This window comes from Nonomuraea sp. NPDC048892 (assembly GCF_040649735.1).
GTDB lineage: Bacteria > Actinomycetota > Actinomycetes > Streptosporangiales > Streptosporangiaceae > Nonomuraea > Nonomuraea maheshkhaliensis.
This window is the reverse complement of sequence record NZ_JBEZFZ010000010.1, coordinates 114,885-141,181: the sequence shown is the minus strand read 5'-3', so window position 1 is coordinate 141,181 and position 26,297 is coordinate 114,885. Positions and strand designations below refer to the sequence as shown.

Annotated in this window: 15 protein-coding genes and 1 pseudogene; 5 read left to right on the top strand and 11 right to left on the bottom strand. The window is 73.3% G+C overall.

Translation table 11 applies throughout. The features are described 5' to 3' along the window. Positions 1-4 precede the first annotated feature (4 nt). From AB0C28_RS30485 to AB0C28_RS30450, 8 genes are all read right to left on the bottom strand, one after another. Complete coding sequence (locus tag AB0C28_RS30485; protein WP_358079348.1) at positions 5-1,825, bottom strand: hypothetical protein; 1,821 nt, start codon at positions 1,823-1,825, stop codon at positions 5-7. Continuing rightward, complete coding sequence (locus tag AB0C28_RS30480) at positions 1,818-7,256, bottom strand: hypothetical protein (protein ID WP_358079346.1); 5,439 nt, start codon at positions 7,254-7,256, stop codon at positions 1,818-1,820. The genes AB0C28_RS30485 and AB0C28_RS30480 overlap by 8 nt, the downstream gene beginning before the upstream one ends. Further along, entirely contained in the window at positions 7,249-10,308 is a 3,060-nt protein-coding gene (locus AB0C28_RS30475; RefSeq protein WP_358079345.1) for a hypothetical protein, read from the bottom strand. Before AB0C28_RS30475 ends, AB0C28_RS30480 begins: the two co-directional genes overlap by 8 nt. Next, a complete protein-coding gene (locus AB0C28_RS30470; protein ID WP_358079343.1) occupies positions 10,305-13,727 on the bottom strand; it encodes a DUF6603 domain-containing protein in 3,423 nt (1,140 codons plus the stop codon). The genes AB0C28_RS30475 and AB0C28_RS30470 overlap by 4 nt, the downstream gene beginning before the upstream one ends. Then, a complete protein-coding gene (locus tag AB0C28_RS30465) occupies positions 13,720-16,050 on the bottom strand; it encodes a galactose oxidase early set domain-containing protein (RefSeq protein ID WP_358079341.1) in 2,331 nt (776 codons plus the stop codon). Before AB0C28_RS30465 ends, AB0C28_RS30470 begins: the two co-directional genes overlap by 8 nt. Further along, entirely contained in the window at positions 16,050-16,805 is a 756-nt protein-coding gene (locus AB0C28_RS30460; protein WP_358079339.1) for a DUF2182 domain-containing protein, read from the bottom strand. The genes AB0C28_RS30465 and AB0C28_RS30460 overlap by 1 nt, the downstream gene beginning before the upstream one ends. Beyond that, positions 16,802-17,425, bottom strand: a complete 624-nt coding sequence (locus tag AB0C28_RS30455) for a DUF1326 domain-containing protein (protein WP_357861496.1) — start codon at positions 17,423-17,425, stop codon at positions 16,802-16,804. Before AB0C28_RS30455 ends, AB0C28_RS30460 begins: the two co-directional genes overlap by 4 nt. 183 nt (positions 17,426-17,608) lie before the next feature. Beyond that, the gene (locus tag AB0C28_RS30450) at positions 17,609-18,223 is read right to left on the bottom strand and encodes a TetR/AcrR family transcriptional regulator (protein ID WP_357861498.1); all 615 of its coding nucleotides are present in this window, start codon (positions 18,221-18,223) and stop codon (positions 17,609-17,611) included. 104 nt (positions 18,224-18,327) lie between these two features. Here AB0C28_RS30450 and AB0C28_RS30445 point away from each other — a divergent pair, with 104 nt between their 5' ends. The 4 genes from AB0C28_RS30445 (at position 18,328) to AB0C28_RS30430 (ending at position 23,096) form a co-directional block, all read left to right on the top strand. After that, positions 18,328-19,776 (top strand): MFS transporter, encoded by a 1,449-nt coding sequence (locus tag AB0C28_RS30445; RefSeq protein ID WP_358079337.1) that lies wholly within the window; start codon positions 18,328-18,330, stop codon positions 19,774-19,776. 115 nt (positions 19,777-19,891) lie between these two features. Then, on the top strand, positions 19,892-21,571 hold the full coding sequence (gene abc-f / locus AB0C28_RS30440; RefSeq protein WP_358079335.1) for a ribosomal protection-like ABC-F family protein: 1,680 nt from the start codon (positions 19,892-19,894) through the stop codon (positions 21,569-21,571). 72 nt (positions 21,572-21,643) lie between these two features. Continuing rightward, entirely contained in the window at positions 21,644-22,243 is a 600-nt protein-coding gene (locus AB0C28_RS30435; RefSeq protein ID WP_357861504.1) for an RNA polymerase sigma factor, read from the top strand. Then, the gene (locus AB0C28_RS30430; protein WP_357861506.1) at positions 22,236-23,096 is read left to right on the top strand and encodes a hypothetical protein; all 861 of its coding nucleotides are present in this window, start codon (positions 22,236-22,238) and stop codon (positions 23,094-23,096) included. Before AB0C28_RS30435 ends, AB0C28_RS30430 begins: the two co-directional genes overlap by 8 nt. A gap of 11 nt (positions 23,097-23,107) precedes the next feature. Here the strand turns inward: AB0C28_RS30430 and AB0C28_RS30425 are convergent, their stop codons facing one another. Next, a complete protein-coding gene (locus AB0C28_RS30425; RefSeq protein WP_357861508.1) occupies positions 23,108-23,548 on the bottom strand; it encodes a helix-turn-helix domain-containing protein in 441 nt (146 codons plus the stop codon). An 85-nt stretch (positions 23,549-23,633) separates the two neighbouring features. Here AB0C28_RS30425 and AB0C28_RS30420 point away from each other — a divergent pair, with 85 nt between their 5' ends. After that, positions 23,634-24,938 (top strand): MFS transporter, encoded by a 1,305-nt coding sequence (locus AB0C28_RS30420; RefSeq protein ID WP_358079332.1) that lies wholly within the window; start codon positions 23,634-23,636, stop codon positions 24,936-24,938. 18 nt (positions 24,939-24,956) lie between these two features. Here the strand turns inward: AB0C28_RS30420 and AB0C28_RS30415 are convergent. After that, positions 24,957-25,205: pseudogene (locus AB0C28_RS30415) on the bottom strand (nitroreductase family protein); the annotation flags it as partial. Positions 25,206-25,232: 27 nt separating this feature from the next. Continuing rightward, complete coding sequence (locus AB0C28_RS30410; RefSeq protein ID WP_358079329.1) at positions 25,233-26,219, bottom strand: AraC family transcriptional regulator; 987 nt, start codon at positions 26,217-26,219, stop codon at positions 25,233-25,235. Positions 26,220-26,297 lie beyond the last annotated feature (78 nt).

Here is a 26,297-nt window from a genome sequence, read left to right as displayed (position 1 = left end):
GGATCTACGATCCGGGCGGAGTGGGGAGCAGTTGGTCGAAGGCCAGCCCGCTCGACGCCTCGCCGCGGCCGGTGGCACGGGTCGCGGCGAGCCACAGCAGCACCCGCCCGTCGCGCCACCGCGTGCGCTGGTAAGCCATCGAGACCTGGGTGCCGGCGCGCGGCACCTCCTCCTCGAACACGTAGTACGGCGCGGCCGGCGCCTGGTCGAGCCCAGCCCGCAGCAGCGTGGTACGCGGCCTGACCCGGGGGCCTGGCGGCGCGCCCTCCATCGTGCGCACCATGGCCCCGCGCTGCAGTTGCGTCTCCCGCACGTCGCCCGGCACGTGCATGACGAGGAACGGGATCCAGTTCTCCGGCACCGTGGTCATGGCCCGGTAGGAGATCGGCGCGGTGGCGTCACCGGTGACCGGGCCGCCCGGTGGCAGGCCGGCCAGCCGCCGCCGGTGGGTCAGGGTCTCCTCGGCCGCCGCCGATCCCGGCTTGCCCGTCCCGGAGGCGAGCGGCACGACCCGTTCGACGGCCCAGACCAGGTTGGCCAGTTCGTCGCGCATGAAGACGACGTCCTCCAGCGGCGGCCCGTCGGCCGCGCGCGGCAGGACCGGTGGCAGGAACAGCGAGGTGTCGGCCGGCTCGTGGCCGGTGCCCGCGACGTCGAGCGTGTACATCGACCAGCGCCGCCAGTCGTCGTCGGCGCCCCGGCCGGCGGGTTCGATCCACAGCCGCTCGCCGAACACGTTGGTCACGGCCAGCCCGGCCACGGTGGCCAGGGTGCCGACCGGCAGCTCGTACGGGATGGTGAACCAGTCGTTGCCGTAGGCGAGCGCGAACTCCAGGAACAGCAGCCGGGGCAGGTCGGTGGTGTCGGCCGCGACGTCGCCGAGGTTGGTGTGCCCGTCCTCGAACGCCCACCAGCGCTTGTCCGGCATCCCGCTGAACCTGGTCGCCGTCGGGATCGTGCCCGACGGTTCGGCGAGCGGGCCGTGCCCGCGCCCGCCGGCCGGGTCGACGGAGAAGGCCGTCCAGTCCAGCCGGCCGCCCGGGTACTCCTCGGCGACGAGCCGTTTGGCGCCGTCGGAGACGTGCGCGGTGACGGCGAACCGGTGCTCCAGGTGCGCCGGGTCCCAGGCCGGCTGCCAGTCGGGACGCTCGAACATCGCCTCGAACCAGGCGACCAGCGACACGCCCGCGGCGACGACGGCGGGCTTGTCGGCGTCGGCGACCGGGATGCCGGTCAGCGGCGTGTTGGCAGGGCTCGCGGACAGGTGCAGGTAGAGCAGGTAGCCGTCCATCGCCCGGCCGGCCAGCGACTGGAGCAGCGCGTACACCTCCAGATGGGCGACCCGCTCGGTGTCGTCCGCGGCGGCCGGGTCGGGCGCGGTGAAGGCGTACCGCTCGATGAAGGCCTGCCGGTAGACCGGCGGGATGAGCTTGAGGAAGCGCTGCCCGAGCATCATCCGCAGGTCGACGGCGCCCAGCCCGCCCGCGCCGAGGTGATCGAGCGCGCGGCGCTCGGCCACCGCCTCCAGCGGCCGGGTGCCGTCGTAGGCGACCTGGTTGCCGTCGCGGGCCTGGAACGTCGCCAGCTCGGCCTGCCCCACCTGCACCTTGGCCAGCACAGGCGACCCCGCGTCCTCACCGTGGAACTCGCCCATCTGCCACTGCCGGGTCAGCATCCACAGACCGTCGCGGATCTCGGCGCGCAGCGCCCGGTGGAAGTCGGGCGAGCGCGGCCGGCCCTCGATCCGGTTCCAGATCGTCACCGAGGGCCGCTGACGCTCGGCGAGCTCGGCCCGGAGGTTACGGATCAGCAGCGGGTTAGGCATGGTCGGCTCGCAGGCTCCGGTAGAGGCCGTTGTTGACGGCGAGGTTGGCGGAGATGCCCAGGCCGCGTACGGTCGCCTCGGACAGCGTGGCGGGCAGGAAGGCGGCGTAGGCGGTCCCGGCGACGGCGGCCGGTTCGAGTGCCCGCTGCCGCGCCAGGTCGAGGGTGTCGCCCAGCGCCGCGACGAGGTCCTCCCACTGCCAGCCCTTCGTCACGTCGGGCGGCACGACCAGCAGCATCGCCTGCGGCGGCTCGGAGTTCGGGCTGTCGTGGTGGAACACGATGCCGGTGGTCGCCGTCTCGCCGGGCACGACTTCGACCCATTCGTCCAGGAGCAGCCCGGCCTGGGGCGCGCCCGGGTCGAACGCGGCCGGGTAGTGGGCGGTGTAGAGGAGCCGGTCGCCGGTGATCTGGGTGCCCGGCGACCACTCCAGCGCCAGCCAGGGCTCGCCGGTGTGCGGGAACTGGACGGGCGTGAGCTCGGCCACCGGCCGCCCGAGGGTGCCGGAGAGCAGGGTCGCCTGTTCCCAGGCGCGCACCGGGTCGCGGACGCGGGCGACCCCGTGCAGCCAGTCGTCCACCGGGAACGGGCGGGAAGGGAACCCGGACAGCAGCCCGCCCGAGTCGCTCCAGGTCAGGGCTGCCATCCACTCGGCGCCCTGCGCTGCCGGAACGTCGAACTCCGGCACGAACACCGCGTCCTGGCCGAGCAGCGCGGTCACCGCCGCCGCCAGCGCCTCGACCCGAGGCCGGCCCGCCGGGGCGGCGTCGTGGGCGGCGAGGTGCCCGGCCGCGGCTGCGCTTCTCGACTCCCCTTCGGTGATCATGGAGCCGAGCGCCTGCGCGGCGTCGCGGGCGAGGGCGACCGCCCGGTCGGCGAACCCGCCGATCGGGAACGGCTCGGCGTCGAACGCCTCCACCGGCAGCAGCGCGGTGACCATCGCCAGCGCGTCGGTGAGCCCGGTCGCCGCGCCGGCCACCGCCTCGAACCCGGCGAGCCTGGCCACGAAGGCCGCCCGCTGCGTCTCGATGGCCGTACGGAACGGCGTGGCGGCGGCCGGCACCGGCGTGACCGGCGTGCCGCGCAGCTCGCGGTCGGCCAGGAGCAGCACCGCGACGCGCTCGGCGTCCGTGGCCACCGACGGCAGCGCGCTGTCGCGGGCGAGTGCGGCGTCGGCGCGGGCCAGCCGGGTCTGCCAGCGCTCGGCCAGGCTCGCCACGGCGGCCAGGAGATCGGAGAAGAGCCCGGCCCCGGCGGCCGCGAGCCTGGCCGCTCCCCCGCCGGCCAGCCCGAACGCGCCGGAGGCGACCAGCGCGGCGCCGGCCCGGCCGGCCAGGTCGTCAAGGGAGGCGAGCAGGGTCGCGGGGTCGGCCACCGCCGTCTCGATCTCGTTCCTGAGGCTTCCCAGCTCGCCGAGATGTTCCTCCAGCCGTGCCGCCACGTCGGCGACCCGGCTCCGGTCGGCGTGCACGAGGGCGTCCGCAGTGGCGCGTGCCTCGCCGGCGCGCAGCACGTCGGTGGCGCGCAGCGGCCGGCCGGCGGTCACCACCGTACGCAGGTGGCCCACCAGCGGGGCGAGCTCGAAGAACGTCACCTTCCCCGGCACCCGCTCGGTGAGATGCACGGCCGGCGTGACGTCGGGCCGCAGCCCCGCCTCGGCGGCCGCGTACCGCAGGATCCGCTCGTCCAGCTCGCCGAGCGCCGCCTGCGACTCCAGTCGGAGCAGATGGAGCAGGTCGATCGGCTGCAGCCCGAGGTCCGCCTGGCTGACCGGCAGCTCCCCGCCGGGCCAGCGGACCAGGACCACCACGTCGGCCGGGGCGGGCAACATCGCGGCGAGCAGTTCGTTGACGCCCGGCTCCGCCATCGCCCGCGGCGTCATCGCGATCCCGTCCACCGGGGAGGCGTGATGGTCGAGCCCGGCGCGCAGCTGGATCGCCACCCGGTGGGTCAGCGTGCCGCCCTCGGACGGGGTCTCCAGCACGGCGGGCTCGGGCGGGAACCCGCCACGCGCGACGGCGTCCAGCGTGGCCGCGGCCCGGTCGGCGTTGCCGAGCACCGCCTGGTGCACGCCCTCGGCCAGCACCAGGTCGCCGAGCGCGTCGTGCACGTCGAGCAGCCGCTCCACCTCCAGGTCGATGGCCTGCCGCTGCGCCGGTGCGGCGGCCGGCAGGTCCGTACGGCCGAACGGGTAGTGCGCGTCGCCCGACTCGCGCACGTGCCTGACCAGGTCGAGGCCGTCGACGCACAATCGCCCCTCCTGGTCTCCGGTCAGCGGGAACGCCAGCCGCAGCGGGTGGATGAACGCGTCCACCTCCGCCAGCCCGTGCCGGTCGTGCAGCCCGCGCTCGAACCGGTAACCGAGCAGGCCGCCCAGCGGCTGCCCGTTCCGCAGCCCCTGGAGCACGGAGGTGGCCAGCCGCATGCGTTCCGAGCTGAGGTTGAGCGCCATCGTGTCCGGGTGGTCGGGGGTGGCGTTGGCCATGAAGCCGCTGCGCAGGATCGCCGCCGTCGCGGCGTGGTTCAGCGACGGCGCGTGCACGAAGCCGCCGTTGGCGTGGTCGCGCATCAGCCTGGGGCCGGCCTCGAACGCGGGCTTGAGCTCGTCGGGCAGCGTCACCGGTTCGAGCGGGCGGCGTTCGGGACGTACGTCGAGCAGCCACCCGTAGACGCCGGCGTGGATGCCGCGGCGTAGCTCGGGAGGCCCGCCCGCAGTGCCGTCAGAGGGGCCGTCAGAGGGGCTGAGGCCGCGCAGGTCGAGCAGCCTGCGGGTGGCCAGGCCGAGCCGCCAGGCGTCGAGGCGGTGGCTGCAGCAGTCGAGATGTTCGGCCAGGAGCCGTTCGAGGCGGGCGGTCGGCAGGTCGGACAGCGTCTTGATCGCGGCGGTGACCTCCATCAGCTGCTCTGTGCCCGCCTTGCCGAGCAGCGCGGGGATGACCTCGTGCAGCGGGAGGGACGGGTGGCCGGTGACGGGCTGCGCCTCGTCGTACAGCATGGCCCAGCGGCTCTCCGTGCGCCGGGCGTCGGACACGTGCACGAACGGCGGCTCGCGCCGGGCCGCCAGCATCTCCGCTGATGAGAGCAGACCGCCCTCCACCCGGAGCCGGACGGCCGCGTCCCACCAGCACAGCAGCACAGCGTGGCGGAGCAGCAGGTAGAGCAGCGCGGCCGGCTCCTGATCGCCGGAGAACCCGGCCTCCTGCCGCAGGTCCTCCAGCGACGCGCGGCCGACCTCGGCCAGCCACGCCAGGTAGTTGCGCCCGTCGTCGCAGTAGGCGCGGACCCGCGCCTCCTCGTCCGGCGGCCGGTCGTCGATGACCGGCCCCCGCAGCCGGTGCTGGGCGGAGTGGAAGAACTTGTGCAGGACGTCCGGCGTGGCGCTGCCCCGGTAGCCGAGCCCGGCCAGCAGCTGACGGCCGGCGGCCAGCTGGCCGAGCGCCTCCCAGATGGTGAAGAACTCCTGGCCCAGGTTGTCGAAGCGGAACCGGTTGAACAGGTCGGTGATCGACTCGGCGTAGCGCTGGTGGAACTCGACCGACGCCGGGTGCAGCGCCACGATGTCCAGCAGCGTCTGGTGCGGGTCTCCCGCGCCGTACGCGTGCGGCACCGCGTCGGTGAGCTCGGCCAGGTCCGCGCCGACCTGGGCGAGCAGGTCCTGGAGCACGGTCAGCACCCGCAGGTCCGGCGCCGACTTCGGGTCGTGCTCGTCACCGGTGCCGAAACGGAGCCGGCCGTACGCCGTGGCCGGCACGATCCCGTACGGCTGGCGGCCCAGGCGCAGCGCGGGAACCCGGCCGCGGCCGCTGACGTACCCGAGGAAGAAGTTCCTCGTCCCGGTCACGGCGTCGTCGTCGAACAGCGGGTGCATCATCGACTCGAGGAAGTAGCCCCAGGTGGCCGGCCACAGCGCGGCGTTCATCGCGTACGACTCCGCCTGGTCGCTCCCGTCGGCCCCGGCCACCGCGGCGAACACCTCGGGGTCCACGCCGAGGCATTCGGCCAGCCACTGCCCGTCCTGCTTGGCGGCCCAGCGCGGCTCGTTCGCCGGCGGCGTCCCGGCACCGAGGTAGCGGTCGTAGCTGAGGTCGGGGTCGTCGAGCCGGCTGAGGCCGGACGGCACGCCCTCGGTGTTGTTCGTCGGCGTGCCCTGGGCGAGGATCGACATCCCGGATCGGCCGCGATGGTGGTGGGTGAGCAGGTTCTCCAGCTCCGCCTGGTCTTCTTCAGGGGTGGCGCCCGTCCTGAGCCCGATCGCGTAGAGCCGGTCGAACCCGGCCTCCATGCCCGGCTTCAGCGGGACGCGCATCCCCATGCCGACCTTGACCGCGGCGTCGAAGTCGACCATCCAGGTGAGGGCGTCCGGCACGACCAGCTCGCCGTTCTCGATCCGGAACTGCTCGCCCGGCCCGGCCGCCGGATCGGGGCCGACCATCAGCGACGGCGGGATCTGCTCGCCGGCGAATTCGAGTACCTGTTTCCCGGCGTTGATCCCGATCAGCACGATCCGGTCGGGAAGCAGGCCGGCCCTGGCCGGCCGGGTCCAGGCGGACGGTTTGGTGTCGTCCTCGCCGAGCGCGGGCAGCTCGCAGAAGGCGATCGTGACCTGGGCCTGCTCGGGATCCACACCCTCTGGCCGCTCGTCGAACGCGTGCGGCGGCACGGCGATCAGCGTCTCGGCCCTGGCCGCGCCGATCGCGGTGCGCAGCTCGGCGGCGAAGGCCCCGTCGGGGTCGCCGCCCGCGCGCCACACCCGTTCCCAGTACAGCGCGAGGGCGGTACGTTCCGCCGCGCTCAGTCCCAAGGCGCCCGCGACCACCAGGATGACCTCGTCCGGGCCGGTCCTGACCGGTTCTGCGGACGGGTCGAGCGGGGCGAACCCGCCGATGATCCAGCCGGCCCGGCCGCTGCCGCACGCGCCGACGAGGGTCCGCCAGGCGGCCCGGCGCAGGCCCTCGTCGCCTCCGGCGCGGAAGATCGACGCCCAGAACCTGGTCGCGTTGGCCACTTCGGTGTCGCTGAGCCGCTCTTCGAACCCGTCGACCGCCCATTGGTCCGGGTAGCAGCGCACCCACAGTTCCTTGGGGGTGAAGCGGGTCTCGATGCGCAGCGGCAGCAGCAGGATCGGGGTGTGGCCGTCCAGCTCGGCGACGGCCTTGCGCGGGTCGGACACGTCCGCGAAGCCGCGCAGCTCGCCGGCCAGTCCGTCTTCGGCCAGGCGCAGCTTCTCGCGCAGGTCGGCCAGCGCGGCCGTGGCCGCCGCCACCCCTTTGCCGGGTTCGGACGAGGGCCGGCCCACGTGCCTGACCTCGGCGTCGCGGGCCCGCCGCAGACGGGTCAGCCTGGCGTCGGCCGCGGCGATGGCGGCGCGCAGGTCGTCGGCCTCCCGCGCGCGCTCGCGGACGCGGCGGTGGGCGGAGCGCGGGTCAGTCATGTCCGAGCAGCTCCCCCGCGTGTACGGCCACGAGGACCGGTGCCTGGTAGAGGATGTAGGCGACCTCGGAGGCGTGCAGATCCGGGCCCCAGTGCAGGAAGCGGTCCTCGGCCCACTGCTCGTGCTTCTCAATCGCGGCCCCGGCCGGCTCGGTCAGGTGGTGCACCGGTGCGCCCGGCCCGACCGGGATGAACGGCGCGCCGGCCGCGACGTCGTCCCAGGCCAGGTCGTTCCAGACGTTGAGCTCGCCATCCCGGGCGAGGTCGAGGCCGAAGCGCGGGTCGCCAGGCCGCTCGCGCAGGACGAAGAACCAGCCAGGGTCGGCGTCGGGAGACACGGGGTCCTCGCCGCGCGCCGCCGCGACGGTGAGGTCGAAGCCGAGGAAGGTGATGTCGGGCTCGACCTTGGCGCCGAACAGCGGCATGCGCAGCTTGCTCCGCGGCGGGTTCGCCGCCTCCTGCGGGGTGAGGTCGTCGAGCTCGCGTTCGGCGCTCGGATCGATGGCGCCGTCCGGGGTACGCCGCCACTTGGCCCGTTGCGCGTAGATCACCGCCGTGGGATAGCGCTTGAGCAGCTCCCCGCGTATCACCAGGACCACCTCGTCCTCCGGCCCGCCCAGCTCACGATGATCGTGCGTGCCCAGGGCCGAGCCGAGCGCCCACTGGTGCAGCGGCGGGATGTCGCGCAGCCGCTCCCGGCGCTGCGCGGCGCTCTCGCCCGCCACGGGAAGCTGGTTCGCCGGGTCCCAGAACTGCCGGAAGTAGCTGCCCTGCCGGTCGGTCGGATACTCGCGCCAGAGCAGCTCGCGGGCCATCTCGTGGTTGAGTCCCACCAGGTACGCCTCGATGAAGCGCTGGTCGGTCTCCAGCAGGCTGATGCTGTCCGGCGGGATGAGGGCCAGGTTGGGCAGGAACAGCTCCGACGACTTGTCGGCCAGCGGCCGGTACATCGGCACGTCGATCTCCGGATAGGCCATGACCTCGCGGAAGGCGGCCACGACCGGCCGCAGCCGCTCGGGGACCGTCAACCCGGCCAGCACCCGGCGCGGCACGGTCACCTCCGGGTCGAGCAGCTCCAGCGTCGCCTCGGCCAGATCGGGCACGGCGACGCCCGGCCGCTCCGCCTCCGCCCCGGCCTCGGCCGAAGCGCGGATCAGCTCGGCGGTGCCCCGGATGCCGGACTTGTAGCGGATCGCGACCCTGCCGTCGTCCCGCGTCGGCTCCAGGACCGGGAGGTCCCTGCCCGGGTCGATCAGCTCGAAACGGTCGTAACGCGGCAGCTCGGCGACCAGCTCGGGCTTGCGGTCGTCGCGGGCCAGCCAGAAGGAGATCCGGCCCTCGTAGCGGCGGAGATCCTTCACCACCACCTCGGAGGCGGGCACGCCGGCCGGTGCCTGTTTCGGCCTGGCCGCGGTGGCCCGGCCTGCGGCGACGGCGGCCAGCAGGCGCCGAGGCGGCCTGCCACTCCTGGTCAGCGCCCGCACCACGGTCGAGCCGGGCCGGTTGATCCGGCGCATCGCCGCCGTGAGCGGGCCGGCGGCGACCCGGCTCGAGCGCAGGCCGTGCGCCACGGTCACGCCGCCACGGACGATGCGCGCGTGCACGGGCGCGGTGAGCTCCAGCACCCTGCCGGGGTCGGCGGCCACCTGCGCCGCCAGATGGCGGCGGTACAGGCTGCCGGCCACCTCCCTGGTGAGCTGCCCGAGACGGATCCGCCTGTTGGCCGCCAGCACCGCGCCGATCTGCTCCCAGGCGGCGGTCATGTAGATCTCCTGGTTGTCCTGCACGATCGAGGTGCCGGACCCGGCCGCGACGCGGAAGCGCGGGTCGAGGTTGAGCTCGTGCACCCAGTTGCCGTGCAGCTGCGGCTCCGACGCCTCCAGCAGCCGGCTGGTCCTGGCGTGCCAGCGCCCGTACAGCGGCGGGGTGATCACCGGATCGGGGTCGGCCGCGTTGCCGTTCGCGTAGTCCTCGCTCAGCTCGATCAGATCGGCCAGCGCCGTCTGGAACGGGTGCGGGAACGGCGTGTCCCAGTTCTCGTACCGCTCGACCTCCTGCCGGGCCGGCTCGTCCAGGTTGATCAGCGGAATGCGCAGCGCTCCGCCGAGGCGCAGCACGCCGCCGAGCCCGGGCACGTCGATGCCGGGCAAGCCGGGCAGCGGGGCGCGGGCGTCCAGGTCGCGCCTGCCCACGCGCGGGTCCATCCGGCGTGGCTTGAGCCGGCGCACCAGGTACTCGAAGTCGCCGGCCGTCCCGGTCCTGAACCGCCAGCGGTGGTAGTAGCAGTAGTGCGCGGGCTCGGCCCGGTCGGCGTAGGGGGCCCAGGCCGGATGCGTGGCCGCCGGGGTCGCGTCGGGGTCGAGCCCGAGCCCGGCCAGCCGGCCGCTCTCGAAGGACGGCATGACGAAGGCGTGGTAGACGGTGTCGGGGCTCAGTCTGCGCGGGGAGAGCAGCCGCGACAGGCCGGCGTCCGGGTTCGCCGCGATCGCCGCGTCGAAGCGCGGCAGCACCTGGCCCAGGTCGTCGGAGATCACCTCGCCGGCCGTGTCCAGCCCTCGGTTGACGTGCACGTGTGCCCACGCCCACAGCTGGTCCGCGGCCGGGAACGCGCCGGGGTCCTCGACGATGACGAACGGCAGCGGTTTGCCCGCGACGGCGCCGTCGCTCATCTCCTCCTCGGTCAGCACGACCAGCGTCAGCCAGGGCGGCAGCCGGAGGGCCCCGTCGGGCGGCGCGGGGGTGTAGCGCCAGGGCAGGTCCTCGTCGTAGAACTCGACGAACGGCAGGTAGTTGGGCTCGAAGTCGGTGATCCCGGGACGCGGTTCGGTGCGTACGATCGACCGCGGGTCCAGGCCGATCACGTCGCCAGGCCCGTAGAGCTGGACGTCGCGGTGCACCGGCGCCGAGATCGTGCCGCCGCCGGCCATGGCGCCGGTGATCTTCAGGTCGACGCCGATGCTCGCCCGAGGCGCGCCGCCGGGCGCGGTGGTGATCAGGTTGGCGATCCCCCGCCGCAGCCACGGCAGGAACGAGTAGGTGCCTATGTCGGTCATGTCGTGACCGCCTCGTACGCGGGGATCACGTGGATCCGGCCGGCCTGGTTGGGGTCGTCGGCGATCATCCCGTCGACGTGTTCCCGCGCTGCCGCCTGGCTGGCGAAGACCTGGGTCGTGGGACGGTTGTCGACGGTGGAGGCGACGACGAAGCCGGTGTCGGCGACCCCCACCGCGTCCTGGTGCGGGTCGAGCAGCCGCCCGGCGGCGGCGGAGACCGGCGAGCCGGCGACGCTGGCGCCGGTGACCAGGTGAGTGAAGAACTCGCGGGCGATGGGCCGGAAGCGCCGCAACCGCCGCCGGAACTGATCGTCGATGACGATCTCCTCGAACCGGACGACCCGCCGGGTCATCCGCGCGGATCGCGTGCCGGCGCCGTCCGGCACCAGCTCCATCCCCGCGTGCTGGCGCTCGAACGACGGCTGCGACAGCTTGGCGGCGTCGTCCAGCTCCAGGAACTGCGCGAGGGCGAACGGCTCGGTGACGTCGGCGCCCTTGCGCAGCCCGGTGCCCTGCACGGTAAGCGTGAAGCGGGTCGCGTCACCGGCCCGGTTGGCGCCGACCTTGGCGATCGTCAGGTCCAGCGGTACGGCGCGCTGGCGTACCTCCAGGGTGCCGACCGGGTGCAGCACCAGCGCGGCGGGCCCGGAGTCGGGCAGGCCGCGCAGCGACACGAACAGGTGACTGCCCGGCGGCGGGAACGCCCGCCACGATTCGGGCTTGTCCAGCTCGGCACGCAGCAGCGGGAGCACGCTCACCGGATCGAGCTCGGTGTGCCTGGGCTCGCCCCAGGTCTCGTCGAAGTCGACGGACACGTCGAAGAAGAAGAACGAGATCGAGCCCCGGCCGTGGGCCCGCCACGGCGAGGTTCCCTCCAGCGCGAACTGCAGGTGGATGCTGAAGACGCCGACGCCGAACACCTTCAGCGACACCGACGCGGAGATCTCGACGATGAAGTAGAACGGCGAGAACCTGAACAGCGCGTCGAAGCCGATGTGTCCCTGGACGCTGATCCCGCTGAAGCCGAAGTACAGCTCGGCCGAAGCGCCGAACTGCGCGGTGTTGCTGGTGACGGCAAAGTAGTTGGTGATGCGGATCCGGCCCCAGTCCTCGTCGAGGATGCTGACCGTGATCCGCCGGGGCACGGGGAACGGCAGCGGCGGCGGCTCGAAGGCGGGGTGGAAGCCGCCCACGCTGACCACGAACTCCGGCTCGTCGCCCCAGGCCACCAGCAGGCCCATCTCCCCTGTGATGGTCAGGAAGACGATCCGGGAGTCGAACAGCGAGGCGAAGAAGTACAGCCGCTTGCGGTCGAACTCGATCGCGCCGGCGAAGTTGACCTGCAGCTTGATCAGCGGCGCGTCCTCGGTGGGCAGCACGACCTTGAGCACGCCGACGATGGCGATGTTGCCGGGGATCTCGATGATCACACCGACCGAGGCCGTGATCAGCGCGGGCGTGCCCCAGCCGATCTTGACCATCGGGCCGACGAGGAACGTGCCCTGCTTGGCGGGGAAGAAAGCGCGCAGGTCGCTGAGGATCCGGGGTGCGTTGGCCACGACGTCGCGCGGGAACATCACCGACTCCACCGCGCCGCTGCGTACGCCCTCCATCAGGGCGGGCAGGTTCATCGTCCGGTTGACGCCGAGCAGCCCGCCGACGCCGAGCAGCACGAAGCCGAAGCCGAGCTGGATCCCGCCGGGGAACTCGGCGGTGATGACGATCAGCATCGAGAACCCGGGCGAGCCGTCCGGGTTGCGGGTGGTGATCAGCCCGATCGCCGCCACCGTGAGGAAGTCGGCGATGACCAGTTCCAGGGCGCCGGCGTACTCGCCCCGCTCGGTGTCGATGAACAGGTAGCCGCCGCCCTTGACGACGGCGATGTCGAGCGAGAGGCCGACGCCGGTGGGCGGCTTGAAGCGGAAGTCGAGGTCGAACGGGCCCAGGTTGCCGTCGCCGTCCGGCGGCAGGCCGAGCAGGGCTTCGGCCCCGATGTCCTCGACGACGGCCCGCAGCGGCCCGAGCGCGGCCTTGATCGTGGCCATGAGCGCGATCGGGAAGCCGCCGTCCTCGATGCCGGCCCGTACCGTGAGGTTGTCGATCTCGACGGGGCCGAGCTGGATGTGCGACGGGATCTGCACGTCGAGCCCGCCGCTGCCGGTGAAGAAGACGCCGGAGCCGGCCCGCCAGCCGAGGCCCAGGTCGAACTGGGCCTCCAGCGCGAAGCCGGCCATGACGCTGCCGATGAACCCGTCGGCGCCGGCCAGCGAGATGACCAGCCGGCCGCCTTCGACGGCGCCCTCGATGCCGAAGTCGCCGGTGGCCTGACCGGCGACGACGTCCCAGGCGAAGGAGGTGGTCAGGCGGATCCTGATCCGCCTGGCGCTGAGCTGGGTGCCGCCGGCCACGCCGAGCAGGATCACCGTGTCCTGGTCCGGCGCGGGCACCTTGTCCAGCCCGGCGGAGAGGGTGCCCTGGACCGTGCCCTCGGGCGGGATCACCGAGAGGGTGGCGGGCGGCTGGATGCGGATGCCGGTGGCGGCCGAGATCGCCCCGGAGACGCCGAAGCCGGCCAGGAATCCGCCGCCGACCGGTGTCGTGAGGTCGAGGCCGTCGGCCAGGCCCAGCTTGACGATCAGGTCGAGGCCGGGCGGTGTCACGGTGGGGTCGGTGGGGATGAGCGCCGCCAGGAAGAACTCGATGAACGGCCGCTCGGGAGGCCCGGGGTCGACGCCCGAGGCCACCGCGACGCCGAGGAAGGTGAGCAGCTCGTACAGCAGGTCGATGAGCAGGGCGCCGTCGAACTGCGGGGTGCCCCAGCCGAAGAGTGAGGTGAACGCCGTCTCGGGCGAGGAGAGGAACTGGCCGATCCGGGCGAAGTCGACGTACTGGACGGTCGTCTCGGGCAGCGCCGGGTCCGTGGAGCCGACGTTGATCGCCGTGGTGCCCAGCACGCCGAGCGCGGTGAGCACGCCGGCGACGATCGGCTGGTTGTCGGCCAGGTGGCGGAAGACGACCCGGTCCAGCATTCGCCTGGGCAGCGCGGCGGCGAACTCTTCCAGCGCTCCGGGGATGGTGCCGAGGTCGAGGCCGCCGACCTCGCCGGCGATCGTGTCGAACGAGCGGATCACGCTCACCAGCTCGGCGACCAGCGGGCTCGCCTTGGCGGCCAGCTCCAGTGCGCCGGCGTCCGCCTCGATCGCCTCGGCCAGCTCGCCGACCAGGCCGGGCAACTCCTGCGCCGACGAGGCGCAGGAGCCGAGCGCGCTGCGCAGCGCCGGCGACACCAGTGGGGGCGGGAGTTGCAGGCCGAGGTCGGTGAGTACGGCCATCGGGTCGTCGGCGAACTCCGCGCCCAGGTCGGCGAGGGCCGAGCCGAGCATCAGCGCCAGGCGTTCCAGCGTGCCGGGCTCAGCCATGGCGGCCCCCTTCCTCCGACGGGCCGGGCGGCGGTGCCGGCGGTGGCACGACGGGCGGTGGCGCCACCTCGACGGGCACCACCGGCGAGCGCAGCGCGGGCGCGCCGGTGACCTGGATGAAGCGGGCCTCGACGCACGGCAGCGCCCCGTCCAGAATCCACAACATGTAGTAGCCGGGCGGCACCAGCGAGCTGTCGGTACCGGGCACCATCGTGATCGACAGCGTGCCGGTCCCGGCGGTGAACGGCAGCTCGACGAAGCGCTGCTCGGTGTCGGTGTGATGGGTCACCGCGGCCGGCCGCATGATCGCCACCCGGGTGATCCTGGCCGCGTCGGGCGTCCTTATCTTGAACGTCGACCCGTACTTGACCTGGACCTCGCCGGGCTTCAGCGGCGGCAGCACCGGACGCGTGCCTGCCTTGTGGAAGTACGGCGGCTGGTAGATCTCGTAGTCCTTGCGGTTGAGCGCCATGGAGTACCCGACGTGCTCGTCCCTCGCCGGTACGACCGTGGTGTCCTCCAGCCACTCCTCGACCCGGGGGATCGTGGTGCTGCCCGTCGCCGGCTCGAAGTCCACGCGGGTCCCGAGCAGGATGGCGCGCGGGAGAGGGGTGGCGATGTCCAGGAGGAAGAAGCCCGAGAAGCCCGGCACGCCCGTCCGCTGTGCGGCCAGGGTGGTCCTGATCTCGCTCGGTCCGCGGTCGATGACCACGGTGGTGCCGGCCGGCATCGTGGCGAAGGGCGCGAGATAGACCGACGGGCGGATGTCCAGGACGAGCGTGGTGGCGCCGGCGGCGGCCGCCGCCAGCAGGCGGGACGTGCCTAGATAGGTGCGCCCGTTGAAGCTGGGCGGGAAGGCCAGCGAGGGCTCGTGCTCGTTGGGGTCGGCGCCGCCCGCGACGATCACGGAGCCGTCGGCAAGCAGCATCGCGATGGAGTGGTACATGCGCGGATGGGCCATCGGCGCACCGACGTGGAATCCTCCGCCGGGTGTGTAGATCACCGCTTCGAGGGCCGGCTGGGTGACCGGCACGCTCTTCGCCGCGGCCAGCGGACTACGCCCGCTGCCGTTCCACTTGTAGGAGTCATGGCCGCCGAGGATGAGCACCGTGGCGTCCGGCAGCAGTACGCAGTGGCTGTTGATGCGCCGGTGGTTGAGGCCGGGCACGGCCGTCCAGCGCGGCGCGCCGGTCAGGCTGGTGTCGAGGATCTCCACCGGCTCCGGGGCGGGGATGTCGTGATGGTGGAAGGCCGCCGTCCCTCTCGCCACGACCGTGATCGTCCACGGCGGCCCCGCGATGATCGGTTTGCGGACGAGCGACACGCCCGCGGAGTCGACCGCGAACCCGCCGCCCACGACCAGGAACCTGCCGACCGTGTTCGGGTCGCGGGCCTTGGTGACCGGGTCGAGCAGCACCGGCAGCATCACGCTCATTCCTTCTTCCCGCTGGGGCTGCTTGGCCGTCGCGGTCGGGAGCACGTATGAGGTCCAGGTGCCGGTGGCGGTCGTGCCCTTCGGCGCGCCCGAGGGCGGCGGCTGGACGGTCAGCGAGAGCGTCGGCGGCTCGTCGATCTCCTGGCCCCAGGTGGTGTGGGTGGTGTAGAGCCGGTCGTCGGGGGCGAGGTGGATGCCCGGATAGATGGGGATCGGGCGATTGGCGCCGGTGACCTTCTCCGGCACGTACTTCGGCGGCCTGAGATGCTCGACGACGTCGGCGATGCCGTGGTTGGTCACCCATTCGGTCAGCTGGGGGTCCGGCCACTTGTCGGAGCCGGCGAAGATGGCCAGCTCGCGGCGGCCCGAGACGACGACCACGCTGCCGTCGCCGAGCGCGACCGCGGTCGGATACCAGCGGCCCTGGAGCAGTTTCCGTTTCGGATCGGGCTTCTCCCACACCTCCTTGCGCGGGTCGAAGACGATGATCGTGGAAGATCCGGCGCTGCCGCGGTAGTCGGTGTTCGGGTTGTAGACCGCGCCCGCCAGGTGGTCGAGTTGCGAGCCGCCGACGACCAGGATCTTTCCGTCGCGGAGCTGGACGCAGAAGCAGCAGAACAGGTCCGCGCCGTTGGGGAACGGCTTGCGCACCGGTGCCGCTGCCGGGTTGCGCGGGTCGAACACGTACGCGACGAGCGCGTAGTCGAGGGTCTCGGCGTGCCCGCAGAACCACAGCACCTTGCCCGTGTGCAGGTGCACCGCGTGGATGACGAACAGGCCGCGCTCGTCGGGCACCGGGTTGGCGCCGCTCTTGTCGCGCAGCACCTCGCCCGGCTTGAACGGCACGGGCTTGGGCGCCTGCCAGGAACCGTCGGTGTCGGCCGGCATCAGTGCCCCCCGTGTCCCGCGCCCGCGGTGAGGTGGGCGGCGCCGGCCAGGACCGCGGCGGCGACCAGGGCGACGCCGGTGAGCCTGGCCAGCACGGCGCCCCACGGCGCGTGCTTGTGCAGCGCGGCCACGCCGCCTAGGGCGATCATCAGCAGCGGGCTGGACATCCCGGCGGCGAACATCACCGTCATCAGCGCCGCGCAGCAGCCCAGGCAGAAGAGCCCGTGGTCCACGCCGACCAGGGCCGCCTCCACCCCCGCCGGCCGCCATCCGGACCAGCGCCTGGCGATGATCCCGAACGGCGAGCGGCAGGCCGTCAGGCACCGCGCCGCCGTGCCGGAGAGTTGATACAGCCCGGCGGCCAGCAGGGTCAGGGGCAGCACGACCCACGCGTACGGCGTGCGGCCGATCAGCGCGCGCACGCCGCCGTCGACCGCCGCCAGCGCCAGCCCGGCGACCGTCCACACGGCCAGGTAGCCGCCGACCACGGTGACCACCAGCAGGCCGGCGTCCCGCCGCTCGCCGAGCATCCCGGCGAACGCCCGGAGCAGCGGCAGCGAGGTGGGCAGCATGGTCGCGACCGTCATCAGCAACCAGGAGGCGGTGAACCAGCCGGCCGCCGGCCAGCCCCCGCCCAGGTCATGGCCGAGATGCGAGCGGCCCGGCGAGAGCTGCCACGCCAGCAGCCCGATCGCGGCGACCGCCGTGACGGCGCCGACGGCGACCGTGGCGCGTGCGCCCGCCGCCGCGCTCACGACGCGTCCCTGCTCTCGTAGCGGAACGGTCCACGCATCGCCGCGCGGCCGGCCACCTGCACGGATCCGGCCTGGCCGCCGAGGTCGATGCGGAAGGCCGAGGTGTTGCCGACCTCGGCGCGCGGGCCGAGCACCTCGCTCAGTTTCCCGCTGCGCAGCTCCGTGATCTCGCCGTCGCCGCCCCGGATGACCGACCCGGCGCCCCTGACCATCCGGCCGACGATGACCGACAGGTGGTCGTCCTCGGTGGTCATGCTGATCGGGGCGCGGCTGGCCGAGCGCAGCACGCCCATCAGCCGGCCGAGCTCGCCGAGCGGGCCGCCGTACCCGCCGGTGAACGCCGAGGCGAGCGCGGTGAACTGAGCGTCGTCGGCGCCCTCGTCGATGAAGACGGTGACCTCCTGGCCGCCGCTGTCGCGGTGGCCGGAGTGGAAGGAGACGCTGACCACTGACAATCCCGACACGTCGACGCCGCCGATCGTCCCGGTCTCGACCGACCAGCAGAATGCCCCCGTGCACCGGCCGTCGTCAGGTTCCCGCCCGACCCAGCACGGGCAGATCGTGTAGCAGTCGCAGAGCTCGAAGAACCGGCCGTCCAGCCGGTAGGCGGGCAAGCCCATGGGCGGTTCACCTCACCCCGTCGGAGCCGAGAAGCCCGGCCGGAACCGCGCCTCACCGCACGCCCGGCCAGGAGACGCCTCAGCCGCCCCCGGGGTGTCCGCGCCCGCCTGACCTACCGTGCAGTCAATGTCCTCGACGCCGCTCCCTCGCGTCAAGGCGGGCGTCCGCATCCGGCCAGGCGCTCACGGACGCGGGATCACCCCGTCACGCAGGGCGGCGAACAGGCGTTCCAGGCGGGCCCGGTGGTCGTCCACCACGGCCTGCTGCGGCTCTCCCGCGATGAGGCGGCGCGCGGTCTCCACCAGCACGCTGCCGTAACCGGCGATGAAGAAGGCGGCGAGCAGCGGGCCGTCGCCGTCGAAGTCCGGGTCGCGTTCGAGCTCGTCCGCCAGGACCCGCTGCAGGTCGGCGGCGATCTCCCGGGCGCGGGCGATCAGTGCGGGCGAGGCCGCGACGGTCCGGAAGAAGGGGACGGATCCGTCCTTCAACCCCGAGAGCGCGTGGCGCTCGTCGGCGAGGCGGAGGGTCGCGTCGCGCAGGGACGTCAGCACGTCGGCGCCCGCGGCGCGGTCGCGCACCGCCGAGCGCAGGATCGCCACGGCGTCCTCCCCGCGATCGAGGAGCAGGTCCTCCTTGCGCGGGAAGTGGTTGAAGACCGTGACGCTCGACACGCCGGCCTCCCGCCCGATCTCGGCGACCGTGACGGCGTCGAAGCCGCGTTCCAGGAACAACCGGGTCGCGACCTGCGAGATCTTGGCCCGCGTCCGCGGCCCGCCACGCTCTCCCGTTCTGGGCATCCGACCTCACTCTCTTGTGTGACTAAATTTAGTCGCTTAATCTAGTTGTGGGCCCTCACCCGCGCGTTCATTCAAGCAGGGCCTTTCCCACGAAGGAGATCTCAGTGCTGGAGCAGACCGCGGGTGCGCCGCGCTCGTTGCGGGAGGCCTGGGTGGCCCTGGCGGGGCTGTCCGCGGTGTTCCTCTTCGAGATGCTGGACAACTCGATCCTGAACGTCGCGCTGCCCACCATCGGCCGCGAACTGCACGCGTCCACGACCGCGCTGCAGTGGGTGACGGGCGCGTACGCGGTCGTGTTCGGCGGGTCGATGCTGGCCTTCGGCGCGCTCGCCGACCGGTTCGGCCGGCGCCGGGTCATGCTCGCCGGGCTGGTCCTGCTCGGCGTGGCCGGCCTGGCGACCGTCCTGGTGCGCACGGCCGAGCAGCTCATCGCCGTACGGGTGGCGATGGGGGTCGCGGCCGCGATGACGACGCCGGGCTCGATGGCGCTGGCCTTCCGCCTGTTCGAGGAGGACGGCCTGCGTGTCCGCGCGACCACCCTCATCTCGACCGTGGGCCTGGCCGGGCTCGCGCTCGGCCCGACGGCGGGCGGCCTCGTGCTCGCGGTCGCGCCCTGGCAGGCCCTGCTGCTGGTGAACGTGCCGATCGCAGTGCTCGCGATCATCGGGATCCGGGCGGGCATCGCCGCCGACGACCCGGCCGGCCTGCACCGCGATCCGGTGGACGGCGCGGGGGCGGCGCTGGGCACGGCCACGATCGTGCTGGCGCTCATCGCGCCGACGCTCTTCGTGGACGAGGGCGCCGGATCCTGGGCGGCGTGGACGGCCACGGCGGCGGCCGTCGCGGGGGCGCTCGCGTTCCTCTTGCGCCAGCGCGCGGCGCGTCATCCGCTTCTCGACCTCAAGCTCGTCGCGCACCCGCTGGTGTCGAGCGGGCTGGCGTTCAAGGCCGCGGCCGGGCTGGCGACCGCCGGTCTCGGCTACATGGTGACGCTGCAGTTGCAGCTCGACTGGGGGTGGACGCCCGCACTCGCCGCCGTCGGGATGTTGCCGCAGGTCGCCGTGCTCATCGCGGGCGGCGCGTTCGTCGGCCCGTTCGTCCGGCGGGCCGGGCTCGACCGGGCCGCCTGGCTCAGCGCCGCGGCGGTCGTCGGCGGCCTGGCCGTCTACGCCGTGCTGGGCAGGTTCGGGTACATGTGGGTCGCGCTCGCCCTCGTGCTCACGGCGGCCGGGATGCGTGTGGTCGGCGTCGTCGCCGGGGTCAACGTGCTCCGTGGCCTGCCGCCCGAGCGGACCACGATCGGCGCCGCGCTCACCGACACCGCCGGCCAGGTCACCTCCGGCGCGGGCATCGCGGTCATCGGCACCGTCCTCGCGGCGCTGTTCACCGGTGACATCGCCGCGTCGGGGTGGAGCGCGCGGCAGAGCGCGGAGTTCCAGGAGGCGGTCACAGTGGCAGGCCTCCTCCTTACGATGGTGGCGGCGGCGCTGGTCGGCTGGGGCATCGTCCGTACGCGACGGCTCTCGGCACACCCCGCTTCGCCTGCGTCCTGATTCCCGAGAAACGAAACGAGACGGTTCGTCTTGCGCTCAGGAGGCGCGAACGGCTATCGTCCTCCTTGCAACAAGACGAGACGGATCGTCTCGCAATCGACCCATCGGGAGTTTCATGCGCATCGGGCCTCCTTCATCCGGCACCCGGCTCATCCTGTCCGGCGTCACCAAGCGGTATGACGACACGATCGTGCTCAACGAGGTCTCGCTCACGGTCAAGCCCGGCGAGAAGGTCGGCGTGATCGGCGACAACGGGTCCGGCAAGTCCACCCTGCTGCGCCTGCTCGCCGGACGCTGCCGGCCCGACAACGGCGCCGCCGACCTCGCGACGCCCGGCGGCGTCGGCTACCTGGCCCAGACACTGGACCTGCCCCTCACCGCGACCGCCGGCGAAGCCGTCGATCTCGCGCTCGCGGACCTGCGCGAGCTGGAACGCCGGATCCGGGAGGCCGAGCTCGGCCTGGGTGACGCCACGCCCGCCGAACTGGACGACTACGCCGACCTGGTCGCCCGGTTCGAGGCCCGCGACGGGTACCGGGCCGACACCCGGGTCGAGATCATGCTGGACGCGCTCGGCCTGCCGGACCTGGACCGCACGCGCCCGCTCGGCACCTTCTCGGGCGGGCAGAGATCCCGGCTGGCGCTGGCGGCGACCCTGGCCGCGGCCCCCGAGGTACTGCTGCTCGACGAACCCACCAACGACCTCGACGACCAGGCCGTGGCCTGGCTGGAGCAGCACCTGCGCACGCACCGGGGCACCCTGGTCGCGGTGACGCACGACCGGCTGTTCCTGGAACGGGTCACCTCCGCCATCGTGGAGGTGGACGGCGACCTGCGTACCGTGCGCCGTTACGGCAACGGCTACGCCGGCTTCCTGGCGGCCAAGTCGGCGGCCAGGGCGCGCTGGGCGCGTGAGCACGAGGAGTGGCGCGCCGAGGTGACCCGCGCGGAGGGGCTGGCCGACGTGCACGCGCAACGGCTGGCCGTCATCCCGCGCAAGGCGCCGGCCGCCTTCAGCGGGGCGGGCGCCTTCCGCGCCCGGTCGCGGGCGCACGGGGCGATGAGCAGGATCCGCGGTGCTCGTGAACGACTGCGCCGGCTCCACCTGACCCCGGTTCCGCCGCCTCCGCGGCCGCTGCGCTTCGCCGCCCGCATCGCGGCCGACGTCACCACGGGCCCTCTCGTGGAACTGACGGAGGTGCGGGTGGGCGAGCGCCTGCGGGTCGAGTCGCTGCGCGTCGAACCGGGAGCCCGGCTGCTGGTCACCGGTCCGAACGGGGCGGGCAAGACCACGCTCCTGCGCGTGCTGGCCGGCGAGCTCACCCCTGACGCCGGCACGGTCCGCGGGAGGCCGCGCGTGGGGCACCTACGTCAGGACGACGGGCCGGCGTACGGGCCGACGTACTGGGCGGGCACGGTGTTGGAGGCGTTCGCGGCCGGGCGGCCGGGAGATCAGGACGGGCACGCCGACGCGCTGCTCGCGCTGGGCCTGTTCCGCGCCGCCCAGCTCGACGCGCCGGTCGCGTCCCTCTCCCCCGGCCTGCGCCGCAGGCTCGAACTCGCCCGCGTGGTCAGCGAGCCGGCCAACCTGCTGCTCCTGGACGAACCCACCAACCACCTGTCCCCCGGCCTGATGGACGACCTGGAGCAGGCGCTGAGCGCCTACCGGGGCGCGCTCGTCATGGTCACCCACGACCGCCGCCTGCGGGCCGCCTTCACCGGCTCCCACCTGGAGCTCGACGCGGGCGAAGCGACCCGCCCGATCACGGCCGGCCCTCTCCCCGTGCGCTGCTGACGAGAATCGGGAACCAAGTGCCGTCGGCCTGGCAACAACTGCTGTGCTGATATTTCGCCGAAAGGCCACGACATGAGCGGCATGAGCCAGGCGGACGGCGATGACGCCTCCCACATCGAGCGCTCCTTGCGCGAATCGGAGGCGTTCGCCGCGCTCTTCCGCCGGCATGCGCCCGACATCACCCGGTACGTCACCAGAAGGCTGGGGGTGGACGCCGCCGACGACGTGGTGGCGGAGACGTTCCTGACCGCGTTCCGGCAGCGTGGCCGCTACGACCTGAGCCGCCCGGACGCCCGCCCCTGGCTGTACGGCATCGCCACCAACCTGATCGGCCGCCACCGGCGTACGGAGGTGCACCAGCTTCGGGTCCTCGAACGAACGGGCGTCGACCCGGTGACGGCTCCCTTCACCGACCGCAGCGACGACCGGGTCAGCGCCGAGGCCGCCCGCCACCGCCTGGCGGGGGCGCTGGCGACGCTGCCGCAGGGCCATCGGGACGCGCTGCTCCTGGTCGCCTGGGCCGGCCTGACCTATCCGGAGGTCGCGCGGGCGCTGGACGTACGCCTCGGAACCGTGCGGTCGCGCATCAACCGGGCGCGGGAGAAGCTGCGCCGGGAGCTCGGAGGAGTCAATCCCATGACGATCATCAGCGAGGAGCCCGTCCATGAATGAGATGTCCGAGCTCGTCCGGCTCCGCTCCGAAGTGCCGCCCCCCACGCCGGACGCCCTGATCGCCCAGGAAGAGCGGCTCATGAAGGCCATGGCCGCCGTGCCCCCGGCCCGGCGCGGGCGCCGCGGCCGCGTCGTGGTCACCGGTCTGCTCGCCGCCGCCGCGCTGACCGTCGTGGCCGTCCTGGGCCCGGCGCTGATCAGCGGGGACGCCCTTCCCACCGCCTACGCCAACTCCGCCATAGCCATCGAGCTGCGCGGGGACGAGTACGTCGCCACGATCAAGGATCCCTTCGCCGACCACGCCCGCTACACCGAGGCGTTCCAGGCGCTGGGCCTGGACGTCGCCCTGGACCTGCGGCCCGCCTCCCCGTCCGGGGTCGGCAAGGTCTTCCGGCTCGGCTTCTCCGGTACGACCGAGAAGGACCGCATTGGCTCCGGTCTGGAACCGGAAGGGTGCTCCTACGGCCGTCCCGGCTGTGCCCTGACCGTCACCGTCAGCAAGGGTTTCAGCGGCAGGGGCGTGCTCTACCTGGGCCGCCCCGCCAGGGCCGCGGAGCCGTACGAGAACAACGCGATGGCCGGCGCGAAGGGCGAGGCACTTGAAGGGTACGACCCGGACGGGCGCACGGTCGCCGAGGTCCTGGCCGAGACGCGCGAGCGCGGCCTGGAGGTGACCTTCCAGATCATCGAACCCGCCCCCGACGGGAACGGCTTCTCGATGAACCCCGGAAAGCAGTCGGCCGAGGTGGGCGGGCACTGGATCGTGTGGGCCGCCGAGCCCTCCCGGCAGGGTGCGGTGCGCCTGCTGGTGTCGGAGAAGCGGGTGGCGAAGAACCCCGTCCACGGGAACTGACGACGCCCGCTTCAGTCTGTCCCCACTTTGCGCACGCGGGTGGTGGCGGTGTCGAGGCGGGCGCCGTCGGCGCCGGTCGGCGTGAGTTCGGGGACGGGGACGCCGTGCTGGTCGACGAGAGTGGAGTGGCTCTCCCCCGGGGCGAAGGCGTGGCGTTCCCCCCACTGCCGCAGGGTGAGGATCACCGGGAACAGGTCGCGGCCGGCGTCGGTGAGCACGTACTCCTGCCGCCGGCCCGACGGCGCGGTGCGCTGGGCGAGGAGCCCGGCCGCGGTGAGCCGGCGCAGGCGGTCGGTGAGGATGTTGCGGGCGACGCCGGTGCGCCGCTGGAACTCGGTGAACGAGCGCGCCCCGTCCATCGCGTCGCGCACGACGAGCAGGCTCCACCGGTCGCCGACGAGGTCGAGCGCCCGGGCCACGGGGCACTCGGGGTCGGTCCAGTCGCGTTCCATGAGCCCTCTCCCAATCAGTTGCGAATTGAAACCATTATGTCCTACGGTCGAAACAGTTGCAATCTGCTACTGATCGGGGGAAGCGATGGACGGGTGGCGGCGGTGGCTGCTCGCGGTGGTGTGCGGTGTCGCGGTGGCGAGCGTCTACGCGGCGCAGCCGGTGCTGGAGCCGATGGGACGTGATCTCGGCGTTCCGGCGGAGCTGACCGGCTGGATCGTGGCGACCGGCCAGCTCGGTTACCTGGCCGGGCTGGTGCTGCTGGTGCCGCTCGGGGACCTGCTCGACCGGCGGCGGCTCATCGCCGCGCACCTGGCGCTCACGGCGGCGGGCCTGATCCTGACGGCGTCGGCGCCGGTCGCGTGGGTGGCGTTCGCGGGGCTCGCGGCGGCCGGGGTGTTCGCGGTCGTGGTGCAGATCACGGTGGCCTACGCCGCCTCGATCTCCCCTCCGGCCGAACGCGGGCGCAACATCGGGGTCGTGACCTCGGGCGTCGTGGCCGGCATCCTGGGCGCGCGGGTCGTCACCGGTGCGCTCGCCGACCTGTGGGGCTGGCGGAGCGTGTACGCCGTGCTCGCGGTGCCGGCGCTCGGCCTGGCCGTCGTCGTCCTGGCCGCCCTGCCGAAGGAGGAGCGCCCCGGCCGGACCGCTCTGCCGAGCGAGGAGCGCCCCGGCCGGACCGCCGGATACCGGCAGGCCGTCGCCGGACTCGGCGCGCTGTTCACGCGGCGGCTCTTCCTGACGCGCGGGCTCATCGCCTTCTTCCTCTTCGCCTCGTTCGGCACCCTGTGGAGTGGTCTGTCCCTGCTACTGGCGGGCCCGCCATGGCAGCTGGGCGAGAGCCGGATCGGGCTGCTCGGCCTCGCCGGGCTGGCCGGCGCGCTGGGCGCGGCCCGCGCGGGACGGTGGGCGGACGCGGGCCGGGCGGGCCCGGTCACCGGCCTCGCGCTCACCCTGCTCGTCCTGTCATGGGCGGCCATCGCGCAACTGCCGGCGGCACTGTGGGCGCTCGTCGCCGGGATCGTGCTGCTCGACCTCGCGGTCCAGGCCGTGCACGTGAGCAACCAGCACCTGCTCACCGCCGCGCACCCGGACCGCACCAGCACCGTCGTCGGCGGCTACATGGTCTTCTACTCCCTCGGCTCCGCCCTGGGCGCGGCGACGACCACCGCCGTCTTCGCCACTCACGGCTGGGCGGGCTCCAGCCTCCTGGGCGCCGGGTACGCGGCCTGCGCGCTGACCGTCTGGATCGCCGGCCGGACGCTACCAGCAATCCCAGTGGACGACCTCCGTCACCGGGACTTGGCGGCCGGGCTTGAAGTCCGTGCCGATCGTCCAGGCGACGGGGATCAGCGCGCACTGGACGGTCGTCTCGTGAGGAAGGCCGAGTAGCTCGGCCGCCTCGCGTTCGTAGTTCAGGTGCGGGGTGGTCCACACGGTGCCGAGCCCGCGGCTGCGCGCGGCCAGCATGAAGCTCCACACGGCAGGCAGCTCCGAGCCCCAGGTCCCGGCCTGGGTCGCCGGATCGGCGAGCTCGGCCCGCGAGCCCACCTGGATGCACGGCACCAGGAGCACGGGCACCTGGTCGATGATCTCGACGAGGTGGCTGGCGTGCCAGCGGCCGACGCGGGCGGTGGTGGACGAGGTGGCCGCCGTCATCCGTTCCGTACCGGCTTGACCCCCTTCTTAGCGGTACGCGCCCGGCGGCCGGCCGGTCCATCGGCGGAAGGCGCGGCGGAAGGCGCTCGCCTCGGAGAAGCCCAGCCGCCTGGCCAGCTCCTCGACCGTCTCGTCACCACGCCGCAGGCTGGCGATGGCCGCGTCGCGCAGCAGGTCCTCCTTGATCTGCCCGATCGAGGTGTGCTCGGCCCGCAGCAGCCGGCGCAGGTGCTGGGTGCTCATGGCGAGCTGGGCGGCGATGTCGCCGGGGGCCGGCCAGTGGCCGCGCAGCCCGCGTTCGAGGATCTTGCGGACGCAGTCGGCGGTGGACGAGCCGTAGTCCCGCGTGGTGAACCAGACGTTGGGCTGGTCGGCGAGGTAGTCGGCGAGCTGCTGTTCGTCGCGGATCAGCGGGGCGCTGAGCAGGGCGTGGTCGAAGGCGAGCGTGAGCCGGTCGGCGTCGAACACCGGATGCCGGCCGAAGACGCCTTCGTAGTCGGCGGCGTAGGCGGGGGCGGGCCAGGGCAGGGTCAGCTCGCGCAGCGCGATGCGCCGTCCGGTGACCCAGCCGAGCATGCGGTGGATCACCGTGGCCAGCAGCTCGGCGGCCAGGTGGTCGGGGTCGTCGAGGCGGCGCGGGTCGATCTCGACGACGACCAGCGGCGGACGCTCCGCCACCCGCAGCCGGGGCGCGCCGAGCACTTCGCCGGCCTCCGCCAGCCGGCGCAGCGCCGCGCCGAGGTCCGGCGCGTGGATGAGCGAGCGCATCATGAGGCGGAACGAGCCGAGCGGGAGCGGCGGCCCGATCCCGAAGAGCTCGTCGCCGGTCAGGATCCACAGCTCCTGGGTGAGCTCGGACAGCTGGGTGTGGCTCACGCAGCCGCCGCCAGGCCGGCCCAGCGTGTCGGCCGGGATGCCGCTGCGCCGCAGCAGCGAGGCCACGTCGAGCCCTCGCCGCTCGCCGGCGCGCACCAGCCGCCGCACCACGTCGCCCGGCTGCGTCGACCCGCCCACCGGGGCAGCCTATCGGCCCCCGCCTGGTACGGGATGCGCGCGGCGGTCATGAGATCCGCTCGGCACGGTACTCGGAAC